This is a genomic window from Arsukibacterium tuosuense (assembly GCF_900215315.1).
In the GTDB taxonomy this organism is placed as follows: Bacteria; Pseudomonadota; Gammaproteobacteria; order Enterobacterales; family Alteromonadaceae; genus Alishewanella; species Alishewanella tuosuense.
In genome coordinates, this window is the sequence record NZ_OBEB01000002.1 from 88,264 (window position 1) to 102,955 (window position 14,692).

Consider the following 14,692-nt stretch of genomic DNA (forward strand, 5'->3'; position numbering starts at 1 on the left):
AGTATATTGTGATGGCCTTTTTATCTGTTGAGTTTGGAGGTTTTTAAGAGCCTGCTTTCAGTTTGAAATTCGGCTCTAAGCGCTGCATGATGGTTAAGCATGTTGCATCAGTAAACTATACAGTGGATGGTTAATGTAATAGTTACTGCGGCCAATTTTTTCTTTGTGCAGAAAACCGTGCTGGACAAGTTCTTCTAAATACTTAGTTGCGGTAATGCGCGACACGCCAAGGTCATTCATGACAAACTCAATTTTGGTATAAGGGTGATTAAAAAGATTGTTCAGTAGCTCTTGCCGGTAGATTTTCGGCAGTTCGTCACGGATCCGGTGTTTATAGGTTTGCATCAGCGTTTTTATTTCTGTGATCAGTGAAATGGTATTAATCGCCGTCTCGATAACGCCGTTGAGCATGTATATAAGCCATGATTCCCAATCACCAGTTTCACGTAGTTGCTGCAATTGCGTGTAGTAAGCGGCTTTGTCACGGATCATAAAGCGGCTTAAATACAGTACTGGCAGGTTTAGCAGATCTTTGGCACCCAAATACAGAATATTGAGAATGCGGCCTGTTCGACCATTGCCATCATAAAATGGATGTATGCTTTCAAACTGGTGATGGATAATAGCCATTTTTACCAGTGGGTCAGCATCACAGAGTTCATCATTGTTAATGTATTCGATAAGGTTGTGCATTAACTCAACTATGGTTTCTGTATGCTGTGGTGGCGTATAAATGATTTCTCCTGTGTGGGCGTTTTTGAGATCTGTTCCCGGCAGTTTGCGTAAACCTGCCTGGTTTCTTTCCAGATTTTCCTGCACTTGCAATATATCGGTCAGTCGAATTAGTTTTTGCCGTCTGACAGTTTGAAAACCTTCTTTTAAGGCAAACACATAGTCCTGCACCTCTTTGGCGGCAGGGTTGGTAACCGCATCTGTAAACAGATTGGCTTTATATAATTCATCGTGAGTGGTGATGATGTTTTCTATTTCTGAGCTGTCTTTTGCTTCTTGCAAACTTAGCGTGTTGATCAGTATGGCTTCGTTGGGGATACTCGCAGCAACACCTTTCAGTTCGGCTAGATAACGATGTGCTTCTGCTGTCTTCTTTAATACCGCGCGGGTTTCCCATTGTTCAATGCTTGGTAGTGGCAGTGCTGCTAATACGTAGGACATGCAAAGTTCCCGGTGATTTTTATATATGTTGATACAGTATGTATAAAAAATTCAAAAAACTATACACATCGAGGCGAATATGTATAAATTTATTGATTTCCTATATCTGAAAAGCAGAAACGTACAGGAAAGCCATTTTAGTGAACAAGTAAGGATATTGTACATGAGACTTGCCGGCATACTCGTGTCATCAACTTAACGCAAGTCCAGTAACGTAATCTGGCGAAGTCGGTTACTGTCGAATAATTTGCACCAAAATTTAGCAAAGGGCCTTAGGGGCCTTTTTTATTGGTGCAGGCTTATTCTTTGAAAATTAATAAAAAAGTCATTTTGTTGCCATAATTTGCACCGCTTTGGTCAGGCTTTTTGTCGCAGCGCTATTGACGGCTGAAATTTAATCATCTACCTTTTGTAAGCGCTTACATTTTTATGTTGCAGATACCTTTATTGGTGTTGGCGTTTCAGTCAGCAGGTAGCAAAGACCCAGGGGATGATAATTAAAATGAAACAGATTTCAACGTTAACCGCCTTATTAATGGCGGCAGGCCTGGCCGGTTGCGGTGGCGATACTGCTACCACAACGGATTTAACGGCTGTTAACCCAACCGAGCCGGTAAGTGACTGGCAACTGGTTTGGAGTGACGAGTTTGATGGCACCAGCATTGATGACAGCAAATGGACGCATGAAGTAAATTGCGCCGGCGGCGGTAATAATGAAAAACAATGCTATACCGACAGCCCGGACAACTCTTTTGTGTCCGACGGCACCCTGAAAATTGTCGCGTTACCGGCAGAAGAAGGCGCGCCCTTACCTTATACGTCGGCCCGGCTGAATACCAAATACCAGGGTGACTTTAAATATGGCCGCTTTGAAATGCGTGCTAAGTTGCCGTCAGGTCAGGGTAGCTGGCCGGCGTTCTGGATGCTGCCTACTGACGAAGTCTATGGCGGCTGGCCGAAATCTGGCGAAATTGACATTGTTGAAGCGGTTAACCTGAAAGTGGCCGGAGAAGATGGCGTGGCGGAAGCTAACGTTCACGGCACCCTGCACTATGGCCGCGACTGGCCGAACAACGCCAGTTCAGGCAAAGCCTATATGTTGCCAGAGGGAATGAATCCGGCTGATGACTTCCACACCTATGCTATTGAATGGAATGAAGGCGAAATTCGCTGGTACGTTGATGGCTACCTGTACCAAACTCAGATGGCCTCGAAAGTGCGCTTTAACAGCCGTGGCGAAGCTGTTGGCCTCAGTCATCGCGGCTGGTTTGCCGAGTATTTTGATATCGTTACCGGTGAGCTGGAAACGAAATGGAACAGCGCTCCTTTTGATCAGCGCTTTCACTTGCTGCTGAACCTGGCTGTTGGTGGTAACTGGCCGGAAAACGTCAATAACCTGGGCATTGATGCTGACGCCTTTGCTGATGGCCAGACCTATGAAATTGATTATGTAAGGGTATATCAGTGCGGCCAGGATTTAGACAGCGGTAGAGGCTGTGAAACAGTACGCGCCGGCTATAAAGACGAAGAGACGCTGGTTATTGGTGAAGCGCCCATTCCGTCGCCTCCATCAACCGGTGTTGCCCAGAACCTGACTATTTTTGCTGACACGCCTAACCCGAACTGGCCGGCATGGGATTGCTGTGGTGGTTCTACCCCGGCTTTGGTTGAAGTGGCCGACCGTGGCAATGTGTATGAGTTTGTGGTCAATGCTCAGCCTACGGTAAATGGTTTTATTACCCGTTCAGCCTTTATTACCGATCCGGAAGGCGTACCCAGCCCCTTTGATGCCTCACCGTTAATTGAAAACGGCAGTATCAGCTTTGATATGCTGGTGGTTTCGGCGCCATCCAACCCGGACTCTACCTGGATATTTAAAGTAGAGAGCAATGAAAACACTACTTTCGCCGAGCTGCCAATTACGGCCAGCAGTGAAGGTATCGCGCCGGTGACCGGTGAGTGGCAAACCTACACCTTCCCGCTGCAGATGCTGGCCGATACTGGTCTGGATTTGTCTGCCATTGATGCGATTATGATTTTCCCAGCTTGGGACACCGGTAATGGTGCTGTGTACCAGGTTGATAACGTAAAAATTGCCCAGCCAGATGCCGCATCGCCTCAGCTTACCATCTTTACTGATGAACAAAACCCGGCCTGGCCGATGTGGGACTGTTGTGGCGGTACCACCCCGGTTGAAGTGATGGATGATGAAGCACATGGTCTTACTGCAGAATTTACCATTGGCGCTACGCCAACGGTAATGGGCTTTAACACCCGACTGCTGGAAGCTGCAGCAGAGCCATTTGATGCGTCTGCTTTACTAAGCGAAGGTGTGGTTCAGTTTGAGATGAAAGTGGTTGAAGCCCCGGCCAACCCGGATTCAAGCTGGCTGTTTAAAATAGAAGCAGACGGTGGTGAATCATTCGTTGAATTGCCATTAAGTGCTGGCAGTGGCGGCATTGAGCCTGCTACCGGTGAGTGGGCCACTTATACCTTTAGCATTCAAAGCCTTTCTGACGCCGGATTGGATATCAGTGCTATTGACGTACTGCTGATGTTCCCAGCCTGGGATACCGGTAATGGTGCCGTGTACCGGCTGGATAATGTCCGGATCTATAACCCGAATGCTCAGAGTGGCGGCGCCTTGACCCTGTTCCGTGATGCGGTTAACCCGGATTGGAGCTTGTGGGACTGTTGCGCAGGTTCAACGCCCCAGGTAGTCGATGCCGGTGCCCCTTATGGCAATGTAGCGCAGTTCTCGGTGCTGGGTTCGCCAGAAACCGTGCAGGGTATCTTAGCCAACGAAGATGTCTCGTACGATGCAACGCCACTGTTGGCCAGCGGCAGCGTTAGTTTTGATATGCGGGTGGTTGATGCCCCGGCTAACCCAGACTCAAGCTGGTTATTTAAAATTGAATCGACTGGCGCCGCCAGTGCAGTGGAGCTGCCTTTAGCCGCAGGCAACAACGACCAGGCGCCGGTAACCGGTGAATGGCAACGTTACAGCTTTTCGTTACAGAGCCTGTTTGACGCTGGCTTAGATATCAGCGACATCAGTGTGATTATGGTGTTCCCGGCCTGGGGTACTGGCACGGGTGCGGTATATCAGATTGATAACGTTGAAATTTCTAATAACTAATCAGTGCGACGAGAGTATAACCATTATGAAACCAATATTATTTAATAAAAGCCAGGTTGCCATTGCGGTATCAGTCGTACTGACAGCCGGCCTGCTAATGCCGGTGCAGGCCCAGCAAGCGGAACAAGAGCAAGAACAGGCTCAGGACGTCAATGTCGAAGTTATTCAGGTTAAGGGTATTCGCGGTAGTTTAGCGCGTTCGATGGACGTGAAACGCGAAGCCTCGGGCGTAGTGGATGCCATTTCTGCAGAGGAAATGGGTAAGTTTCCCGACACTAACCTGGCTGAATCGCTGCAGCGGATTACCGGGGTCTCGGTAAGTCGGGCAAACGGTGAAGGCAGCCAGATTACCGTAAGGGGCTTTGGTCCGGAATTCAACCTGGTTACGCTAAATGGTCGTCAGATGGCGGGAACGGGTTTTTCACGGTCGTTTAACTTTGAAAACTTATCTTCCGAGGGCGTCAGCGCGTTAGAAGTATACAAAACCGCCCGTGCAGATGTACCAACAGGCGGCCTGGGTGCAACGGTCAATATTGTTACCGCTAAACCTTTCCAAAACCCGGGGGAACGCTACTCTATTATGGCGAAGGGCCTGTATGACTCTTCAAATGAAGCCGGTGACGACGTGACACCCGAATTAGCGGGTATTTACAGTAATACCTTTATGGATGACCGCTTCGGCGTAACCGCTAACTTCTCCTACCACCGCAGAGACTTCCAGCGGCAGTCAGGCAATGTCCGTTCCTGGCAGTTAAACCCTTCCTTGTCGGTAGATGAGTCGGATATTGTGGATGGCCGGCCAGTGGATGCCAGCGGTGAGGTTATTCCCCGTTTCTGGGCACCCGATGACAACGGCGATTTACAACCTGTTTCGGCAGCATTCTTTCCTCAGGAAATCAGTTTCGCCCGCGATGATATTCAGCGTGAGCGAACCAATGGTCAGGTGACCTTTCAGTTTGCGGCAACGGATGATGTGATCCTGACCCTGGATCACACCATTTCCAATGCGGTGACCGGCAATAACTCGCTGTCCTGGGGGGTATGGAACGGTTCCTTTGGTGGCAACGCTAATGCCTATGAGTTGGATGAAAACGGCACTGCCATTTATTACAACTCATCCGGCGATGATGGCTCTTTTACCGGGTTCAGGGAAACAGGCGAGGTCGACTCAAAAGCCACTGGTTTTAATGTCGCTTGGGCGTTTTCTGATTCATTAAACTTCAGCTTTGATGCCCATACCTCTAAAACCACCACAGACAATGGTAAGGATAAGGGATTGGGGTCACAGGCGCGGATTATTCTGGGCTCGGCCGCCCTCTCATCCAAGGAGTATTTTTTCCGCGAGGGTGAGATTCCAGGCTATAACATCAGGTGGCAAAATGGCAGCAATGAACTTAGCCCGAGTGAAATAGGATCGAACTTCAGCATCTTTACCCGCACCCCGGGTGAATCAGAAGTGACTCAGTATCAGTTTGACGGCAGTTGGCTGCCCGACCTCGGTTATGGCCTGATGGGTGTTTCATTCGGTGCGGCTTACACTGAACAATCTCTGAGTGGATCTGGCGGCTCCAACAATGCAAACGCGCCGGGATTCAACAACGGCACTTTTGCCGAAATCTTCCCGGATAGCATGTTTGAACGTGTTGACCTGAGTAACTTTCTGAATCAATTTTCCTTCGGACCAGAGGGGGTATCCCCTGGGTATGCCTATACCTATGATATCGATGAAGCCATCATCCGCCAAATGGCCTTCCTTACAGAGGATGTTCTGGGCGCTGATGCCTACGAGATTGGCTCATTTGGGCCGGACATGTTCCCGGTGAATCGCATCAAGGAAGAAACGGTCAGTGTTTTTGTTTCAACGGAGTGGGAATTTGAAGTCGAAGGTTACTATATCGATGTGAACCTCGGTTTGCGTTATGAAGAAACCGACATCGTCAGTCCGGCTAAGAGCCGGGTGCCTGAGTATGTCTATTGGGCAGGCGGCTCAGAGTGGTTGACGCAGTTCGCTGGCGGCGGAGACCTGGTAGAGGTCGAGTTCACCGGCAACTATGACTTACTGCTGCCAATGTTTGACTTGAAAGTGGATATTACCGAAGATTGGGTTGGACGTTTCTCGGCAGGTAAGACCATTACCCGGCCAACCCTGGGGCAGATGCTTGGCAATCTTAGTCTGACGCCCTCACCCAAGATTGGCGCCAGAAGTGGTAGCCGCGGCAACCCTAATCTGAAGCCATTTGAGTCAACCAACCTCGATCTCTCGCTGGAGTATTACTATGGCGAGGCGAGCTATGCGGCCATAGGTCTGTTCTGGAAAGACGTTGACGATTGGATCGATAACTCACAGGTCAACACAACCTTCGAGGGCTTGCATGACGTTTATCAGGGCCAGCGTTGGAATAATGCGGTTGCAGCCATCGAGGCTCGTGGCGAGCAGGCCACCGATGGCGCCATTTACAATGAGATTGTTGCTAATGGAGTGGGTATAGGTGAAAACAATCGGGTCTTGCCTGACCCCGCTACCGATCCTCTGATTGAGTGGACAATCAATTCCCCTGAAAACGTCGGAGCCAGGAAGGTAAACGGCTTGGAGTTTGCAGTGCAGCACGTGTTTGGCGACAGTGGCTTCGGCACGGGAATAAACGGCACGCTGGTTGACGGTGATGTCGAGTACGATAATTTCGTGCTGGCGGCACAGGCGATTCTTCCCGGTCTGAGTAACTCGGCTAACTGGCAGGTGTTCTACGAGAAAGAGGGCTTGTCTGTCCGGTTAACGGCCGCGTGGCGTGATGAATATCTGGCGGGACAGGGCCAGCCGGACACAACCGATGCGCCGCCAAATTATGTTGAAGAATACTTACAGTGGGATTTAAGCGTTAACTACGATATTAATGAAAACCTGACCGTATTCTTCGAAGGCATTAACCTGACCAACGAAACCGAGCGCAGCTTTGGCCGGTTTGAAAGACAGTTCTTAAGTGCTGCGCAATATGGTCCACGCTATGCCATTGGTGTCAGATACACCATGGGTAATTGATCATATTGTAACACCCTCCCTGTTGTAACTCCGGTTTAGTGCCCGCTTGCGGGCACTTTTTTTTGCGCGTATTTTGTATATTGCACTGATATTTACATCGATCTTGCAAGGTTGGGTGGCTGGTGATGTGCTGAAAACGGGTGCCGTAGAGATCGGTGTAAAGGCACAGTGGCTGGAGATACTTACTATGCCAGCTTCAAGGATCACATCCCTGTGCCCTTTCAGCTTCCGCGGCATCCCTGCCGCTGCTCCGTAAGCACACCAGTCACTGTGCCTTCAGTCAGGTGTAGTGGCTGAAGATACTTACTGCGCCAGCTTCAAGGATCACATCCCTGTGCCCCTTCAGCTTCCGCGGCATCCCTGCCGCTGCTTCGTAAGCACACCAGCCCCCGAGCCCCTCGGAGATAGTGTTAGTATCAGTTTTAGTAGCTCAGTACAGACAGGGGCCATAGTTATGAGAGCTGTGAGAGGTACAAAAAAAGGGCGCCTGCTGGCGCCCTCGTTACAACGGCAGTGTTCAAGCAGAAGAGTTACTACTGGCAAGCAACCACAGTGTGTTGTTGGTTAGCTACCGGGCTTATTCTGGCATCCGCCAGACTCAGGGTTAACTTACCGCTGCTTTGTACCGATAACACCTGAAACACCTGGCCCAAATTCATGCCCTGCTGTTGCAGGCAGCTCAAATTCACCGCCAGTGGTTGCCACTGCTGTTCCGGCATGGCAGTGAGCGCCGCACTGATATTTACCGCGCCACCACAGTCATCGCCGCAGGCCATGCCCAGCATTACCTGCGAAGGTACCTCACCCTGACGTTTTACCAACACCGTTAACTGGCTGTCGGCCTCGGCATAGGCCCGTAAATCGCGCGGAAACGGGCTGATAAACCGCAGCGCTGCACTGGCGCTGCCATCAAATTCAAAGCGACGGGCGTCTTCCTGCACTTCCTTATCAAAGGTGCGGCTGCTGATGGCGCCCAGTTGCTGAATGCTGCTGCCAACCATGACGCTCTCACTGGAGTTAGCGTTGCCACTTTGCAGCTGTAACTGCCACGGCGAGCGTGGTGCCCGTTCAAAGATCACCAACTCGGTCAACTGGTTACTTTGCTCAACCTGCTCAGACAATACTGCAGCCAATACGTCGTCTTCACCATAACGCAGGCCAAAACCGTATGACAGCAACGGCTGATAATCAGCATCGCCATAATTTACCGCCGTTTGCTGCGGGCTGGCTGGCCAGGAAAAGGATAGCTTGCCATGAAAGTCATACTGCACAGCACCATCGGCGTCGGTCAGAATAACGTCTGCTACCCCTTCACCTTCGCTGCCCGGCAGCCATACTGCAACAAAGGCATCAGAAGCATTCAGCTCAGGGTTAACCCACAGCGGCCGGCCACTGATAAACAGCGACACTACCGGTATACCGTCTGCTTTTAACTTTTTAAGCAGCGCTAAGTCCGTTTTATTGCCGCGCTGATATTCCAGATTATCAATGTCGCCATTGCCTTCGGCGTAAGGTTCTTCACCAAACACGACAATAGCCGCATCCGGTTTCTGCTGATAACTGCCATCGGCTGAAAGCTCAACACTACCACCGGCTGCCTTAACCTGGCGGGCAATGCCGTCGTAAATGGAACTGCCGCCGGGGAAATCGGCGTTAGTATTACCGGTACCCTGCCAGCTGATGGTCCAGCCACCGGCTTGCTGGCCGATGTTGTCGGCGCCGGCGCCGGTAACCAATAGCCGCTGCTGCGGGTTTAAGGGTAATAATTTATTCTGGTTCTTCAGCAACACCAGCGACTGGCGCACCGCATCGCGGGCGACGGCTCTGTGCTCATCTGCGCCAATCAGTTCGGTTTTACCAGCCAGGGCCCGTTTGGCCGGACTGGGTTTATCGAATAAGCCGGCGCGCATTTTAACCCGCAAAATACGCCGTACAGCATCGTCTATCCGCGCCATGCTGATCTCGCCGCCCTCAACCTGCTTAATCAGGTTGTAATACAAAGGTTTCCAGGCCGCGGTTGGCACCATGTAAATATCCAGCCCGGCATTGGCTGCCTGTGGACAGTCTTCGTTGGTGCAACCCGGGATCTGGCCATGGCCATTCCAGTCGCCGACAATAAAACCATCAAAACCCATCCGGTTTTTCAGTACGTCGGTCAGCAAATACTGATCGCCATGAATTTTACTGCCATTCCAGCTGTTAAAAGAGGCCATTACCGACTGCGCGCCGGCCTGCAGGCCACCAACGTAGCCCTGGGCGTGAATATCAAACAGTTGTTGCTCGGTAACTTCAGTATTGCCCTGATCAATACCGCCGGTGGTGCCGCCATCGCCAACGAAGTGCTTAACGGTGCTAATCACTTTATCATCGCCAAGGAAGTCACCATCTGCTACGCCCTGCAAGCCTTTAACAATGGCTGCGGCGTAGTCGTGGACAATTTGTGGATGCTCTGAATAGCCCTCATAAGTGCGGCCCCAGCGATCATCACGCACTACTGCTACCGTCGGCGCAAATACCCAGTCAATACCGGTTACCATCACTTCGCGGGCAGTAACTTTGGCTATTTGTTCTATTAATGCCGGGTTGTTGGCGGCGCCCAGGCCAATATTATGCGGAAAAATAGTCGCGCCAATCACATTGTTATGGCCATGCACCGCATCTGTGCCCCACATGGTAGGGATAGTACTGCCATCCTGGCTGGCATCAACCGACGCCTGATACATGCTTTCAGCCAGGGCAATCCAGTCGGCCGGGCTGGCGTATTTATCGTCATTCGGAAAAGCGCCACCACCATTCAGATAGGAGCCAAAACCATACTGGCGCATATCTTCCACCGTAATATCGCGAATTTCAGGCTGGATCATCTGGGCAATTTTTTGCGGTAACGTCATCCCGGCCATTAACTCAGTAATGGCTTGTTCAATGGCCGGGTCTTGTTGTACTGGCAAGTTCAGCTGTGGCCAGATGCTAATATTATCCACTACCGGGTCTGGCTGGGCAACGTCCGGCGAATCGGGAGCGGGTTTACTGCAGGCCGCCAGTAACAGCCCGCTGCTTATTGCCAGCATTAAAGGCTTTACATAGGTTTGTGCATAAAACGGTTTTTTAAATAAAGTCATAAAACGTCCTTGGTCACACCGGCAGCAGGCACCACGGTGCGTGGTTTGCAGCCGTTCAGGCCGTAAAAGGCGATATAGATGTAACACAGCAGCGGCAGAATAAAGGCCAGCTGCACACCAAAGCTGTCGGCTAATGCGCCTTGTAAAAGGGGTAAAATAGCACCGCCGACGATAGCCAGACATAAAATGCCCGAGCCCTGGCTGGTATATTGCTTTAAACCGGCAATGGCTAAACTGAAAATAGTAGGGAACATAATAGAATTGCACAGCCCGACTAATAACAATGACCACATTGCCAGCTTACCGGATGATAAAATGGTTAATGCCAGTAATAACACGGCACAAACGGCATTAAAGGCCAGCACCTTGCCGGCGTTAACTTTCTGCATCACCACTGCACCAATAAAACGGCCTACCATAGCGCCACCAAAATACCAGGCGATATAGTGCGATGCTGCGCCTTTAGACATGCCACCAATTTCCGGCATCGACAAATAACTGACCAGAAAGCTGCCGATACCAACTTCCGCGCCGACATAGACAAAAATACCCAGTGCGCCCAGCATTAAGTGGCGTTGTTTCCAGGCTTCACCGCCCAGCGGTAAGGCTTCAGCAGGGTCTTTTTTGCCCATAGCCGGTAATTTCAACCAGGCAAAGATGATGGCCAGCAGCACCAGGCTGGCAGCCAGAATTAAATAGGGTAACTGTACGGTTGATTCGGTAACGGCACCGGGTACCGGCTCCGGCGCATCCAGCCCGCCAAAAATAAGCCAGGCACCGAAAAAAGGTGCTACCGTGGTACCCAATGAATTGAAGGCCTGAGTCATGGTTAAGCGACTGGAGGCGGTTTCAGGCTGGCCCAGTACACTGACATAAGGGTTGGCCGCGACCTGTAGAATAGTAATGCCTGAAGCCAGTACAAACAGTGCCAGTAAAAACATCGCATACACATGGGCGGCAGCCGCTGGTACAAACAGCAGACAACCAGCGCCGGCGATCAGTAAGCCGGTAACGATACCGGCTTTATATCCAATTTTGCTGACCAGCATGCCGGCCGGTACTGAGACAATAAAATAAGCACCAAAAAAGCAGAACTGGATCAGCATGGCCTGGGTGTAGCTTAAATCAAACAGCATTTTTAAGTAGGGGATCAAAATGTCATTCAGACAGGTAATAAAGCCCCACATAAAAAACAGTGAGGTTAGCGCAGTCAGAGCAAAGCGGTAATTTTCATTGCCGCCGCTGCTACTGAGGCCCGCCGTTGTTGGTAATGGTGAAGTAGCCATCTTGTTCCCCTCGGGTGAATAGTGTTTTTATTGACGGGCGGGTTGTTGACGTACAGGCCTGCGCCGTCTAGTATTATGTAAGCGCTTTCATTTATAGCATATATCACGCTGTTGGCAAATTTTTTGTCGTCCAGCTGCCAGTAACTTTACGTTCGGAAGATAGCCAAATTGATGAAAATCTCCTTAGCTGCCAACTCAGCCTTACTTAAACCTGACTTTACCTTTGGCGTGGCGACGGCCTCATTTCAAATTGAAGGTGCTGCCGACAGCCGGCTGCCTTGTATCTGGGATACGTTTTGTGCCGAACCCGGGCGGATTAAAGACGGCTCTGACGGCCTGACAGCCTGTGATCATATTAATCGGTGGCGTGAAGATATTGAACTTATTGCTGCGCTTGGCGTTGACGCTTACCGTTTTTCTGTTGCCTGGGGCCGGGTAATTAATGTTGATGGTAGTGTTAATCAGGCCGGGCTGGATTTTTATCTGCAACTGCTGGACGCCCTTAAAGTAAGAGGCATAAAAGCCTTTGTTACGTTATACCACTGGGATTTACCGCAGTATTTACAAGATAACGGCGGTTGGTTAAACCGGGCGACAGCATACAAATTTGCCGAATATGCTGACCTGATCAGTAAGGCATTTGCTGATAGAGTGTACTCCTACGCCACGTTAAACGAGCCCTTTTGCAGTGCCTACTTAAGTTACGAAGCCGGTATTCATGCGCCGGGTGTTCAGAATCGCAAGCAAGGCCGCCAGGTCGCCCATCATTTACTGCTGGCGCATGGTCTGGCGATGCAGGTGTTGCAACAGAATGCCCCTCAGGCGCTGAACGGTATAGTCCTTAATTTCAGCCCATGTCATCCGGCCAGCAACAGCGACGCCGATATGCAGGCAGCCAGGATGGCCGATCAGTATCATAATCATTGGTATATTCAGCCGTTAATGGAAGGTTGTTATCCGGCGCTATTACAGCAGTTACCGCTTGGCGAGCAACCGGACATCGTTGCGGGCGATATGGCAATTATTGCCCGGCCGCTGGATTTTCTCGGCGTTAATTACTATACCCGCACAGTATATCGTGACAACGGCAAAGGTTGGTTCAGTGACGTGCCGCCAACCGCCCCCCCTTTAACTGACATGGGCTGGGAAATTTACCCGGCAGGGCTGACTGAGATTTTACTGGATATAAACCAGCGCTATCAGTTACCTCCGGTTTATATTACGGAGAATGGCGCGGCGATGCCGGACCGTCTGCAGCAGGGCCAGGTGCAGGATAAGGAACGGATAGCGTATTTTCAGCAACACCTGCAAGCCGTGGAAGACGCCATAAATGCCGGCATGCGCATCGACGGCTACTTTGCCTGGAGCCTGATGGACAATTTTGAATGGGCGGAAGGCTATGCCAAACGTTTTGGTATAGTCTATGTTGATTACACCACCCAGCAACGCACGTTAAAAGCCAGTGCCATTGCCTTGCGCGACTGCTTTGCCAACAGACAGGCTAACGACCAGAAAATTGCTAACAAATAACAATAAACAGAATTAACGCGCCATCATGGGGTTAGCATGCTGACAAAAAAAGAAAAAGTGGCCTACGGCCTTGGCGATACGGCCAGTAATATCGTGTTTCAGACGGTAATGCTGTTTTTAACCTTTTTTTATACTGATATCTTTGGTATTTCGCCAGCGGTAGTGGGCACTATGTTTCTGCTGGTGCGGATCATCGATGCCGTAACCGACCCGCTTATGGGCGCACTGGCAGATAAAACCCAAAGCCGCCATGGCAAATACCGGCCCTATTTATTGTGGTTGGCGCTGCCATTTGCCCTGTGCAGCGTATTGGCCTTCACTACTCCCGATTTATCAGCCAATGGCAAAGTGATTTACGCTTTTGCTACTTATACTCTGCTGATGCTGGCTTACACGGCTATCAACATTCCTTACTCGGCACTCGGTGGCGTATTAACCGCTGACCCGACCGAGCGGGTGTCTGTGCAGTCTTACCGTTTTGTGTTTGGTATGCTGGGCGGCCTGCTCGTTACAGCCTGCACCTTGCCGTTAGTTAATTACTTTGGCAATGGCGACAACGCCAGAGGCTATCAGCTAACGATAGCCGCGATGAGTGCCTTAGGTTTATTATTGTTTTTACTGTGCTTTTTTGGTACCCGCGAGCGGGTGCATGCCCCTGCCAATCAACAGCTGACCCTGGCTAACAGTTTCAGCGCCTTATGGCAGAATGATCAGTGGCGCATCTTATGTGTGGCGGCGTTTTTCCTGTTAACCGGCATGGTGCTGCGCACCACCCTGGCAATATACTACGTGAAATACTTTCTGGGCCGGGAAGACTTAATCACCGCTTTTATTACCCTCGGCATGCTGGGTAATATTGCTGGCTGTGCGGCGGCGCAGTGGTTAAGTCGATATATCGACAAAGTGAAAGCCTACATTGGTTTGCAGCTTATCTCGGCGTTTATTTGTGTTATCAGCTTTTTTATTGGCACTGAGCAACTGGTACTGGCCTTCGGTTTGTATTTTCTCTGGGGCTTCTTTTTACAAATGGCGACGCCGCTGTTGTGGGCGAAAATGGCCGATGCGGTTGATTACGGCCATTATAAAACCGGGGTGCGGATCACCGGCCTGGTGTATTCCTCTATCGTCTTTTTTATAAAACTGGGGCTGGCCCTGGGTGGCGCCTTAGCAGGTTGGCTGCTGGCCGGTTTTGGTTATCAGGCTGACACGGTACAAAGCGCGGAGGCGCAGCAGGGTATTTTGCTCAGCTTTACCCTGCTGCCGGCCATCGGGTCAGTATTGGTCGCGCTGGTCATGAGTCGCTACCGGCTTAACAGCGAGCGGGTGCTGGACATTCACCAGCAACTGGCACGGCAATCTGGTGATATCGCGCCAGAGCATGCTAGAGTAAATGCCTAAAATAATAAGT

General features: G+C 50.6%; 7 protein-coding genes. 4 read left to right on the forward strand and 3 right to left on the reverse strand.

Annotated features, from left to right (window positions below):
• Positions 1–93: 93 nt before the first annotated feature.
• Entirely contained in the window at positions 94–1,173 is a 1,080-nt protein-coding gene (locus CRO03_RS04930) for a Fic family protein (protein ID WP_097110523.1), read from the reverse strand.
• Positions 1,174–1,675: 502 nt separating this feature from the next.
• On the opposite strand from CRO03_RS04930, the gene CRO03_RS04935 reads away from it, so the two are divergent.
• Positions 1,676–4,312 (forward strand): glycoside hydrolase family 16 protein, encoded by a 2,637-nt coding sequence (locus CRO03_RS04935; protein ID WP_245861482.1) that lies wholly within the window; start codon positions 1,676–1,678, stop codon positions 4,310–4,312.
• Between the two features lie 25 nt (positions 4,313–4,337).
• Positions 4,338–7,349: a TonB-dependent receptor gene (locus tag CRO03_RS04940; RefSeq protein WP_097110525.1), complete on the forward strand. Its 3,012-nt coding sequence runs from the start codon at positions 4,338–4,340 to the stop codon at positions 7,347–7,349.
• A 533-nt stretch (positions 7,350–7,882) separates the two neighbouring features.
• Here CRO03_RS04940 and CRO03_RS04950 read toward each other — a convergent pair.
• Together CRO03_RS04950 and CRO03_RS04955 are read right to left on the reverse strand one after the other, a co-directional pair.
• Complete coding sequence (locus tag CRO03_RS04950) at positions 7,883–10,468, reverse strand: glycoside hydrolase family 3 N-terminal domain-containing protein (RefSeq protein ID WP_212682344.1); 2,586 nt, start codon at positions 10,466–10,468, stop codon at positions 7,883–7,885.
• Positions 10,465–11,754: a sugar MFS transporter gene (locus tag CRO03_RS04955; protein ID WP_097110527.1), complete on the reverse strand. Its 1,290-nt coding sequence runs from the start codon at positions 11,752–11,754 to the stop codon at positions 10,465–10,467. Before CRO03_RS04955 ends, CRO03_RS04950 begins: the two co-directional genes overlap by 4 nt.
• 171 nt (positions 11,755–11,925) lie before the next feature.
• Between CRO03_RS04955 and CRO03_RS04960 the strand changes: the two genes are divergently transcribed.
• Together CRO03_RS04960 and CRO03_RS04965 are read left to right on the forward strand one after the other, a co-directional pair.
• The gene (locus tag CRO03_RS04960) at positions 11,926–13,284 is read left to right on the forward strand and encodes a GH1 family beta-glucosidase (RefSeq protein ID WP_097110528.1); all 1,359 of its coding nucleotides are present in this window, start codon (positions 11,926–11,928) and stop codon (positions 13,282–13,284) included.
• 36 nt (positions 13,285–13,320) lie between these two features.
• On the forward strand, positions 13,321–14,682 hold the full coding sequence (locus CRO03_RS04965; RefSeq protein WP_097110529.1) for a glycoside-pentoside-hexuronide (GPH):cation symporter: 1,362 nt from the start codon (positions 13,321–13,323) through the stop codon (positions 14,680–14,682).
• Positions 14,683–14,692 lie beyond the last annotated feature (10 nt).

Coding starts and splice junctions, on each gene's coding strand:
- CRO03_RS04930 (WP_097110523.1), bottom strand. CDS start 1,173: ATGTCCTACGTATTAGCAGCACTGCCACTACCAAGCATTGAACAATGG.
- CRO03_RS04935 (WP_245861482.1), top strand. CDS start 1,676: ATGAAACAGATTTCAACGTTAACCGCCTTATTAATGGCGGCAGGCCTG.
- CRO03_RS04940 (WP_097110525.1), top strand. CDS start 4,338: ATGAAACCAATATTATTTAATAAAAGCCAGGTTGCCATTGCGGTATCA.
- CRO03_RS04950 (WP_212682344.1), bottom strand. CDS start 10,468: ATGACTTTATTTAAAAAACCGTTTTATGCACAAACCTATGTAAAGCCT.
- CRO03_RS04955 (WP_097110527.1), bottom strand. CDS start 11,754: ATGGCTACTTCACCATTACCAACAACGGCGGGCCTCAGTAGCAGCGGC.
- CRO03_RS04960 (WP_097110528.1), top strand. CDS start 11,926: ATGAAAATCTCCTTAGCTGCCAACTCAGCCTTACTTAAACCTGACTTT.
- CRO03_RS04965 (WP_097110529.1), top strand. CDS start 13,321: ATGCTGACAAAAAAAGAAAAAGTGGCCTACGGCCTTGGCGATACGGCC.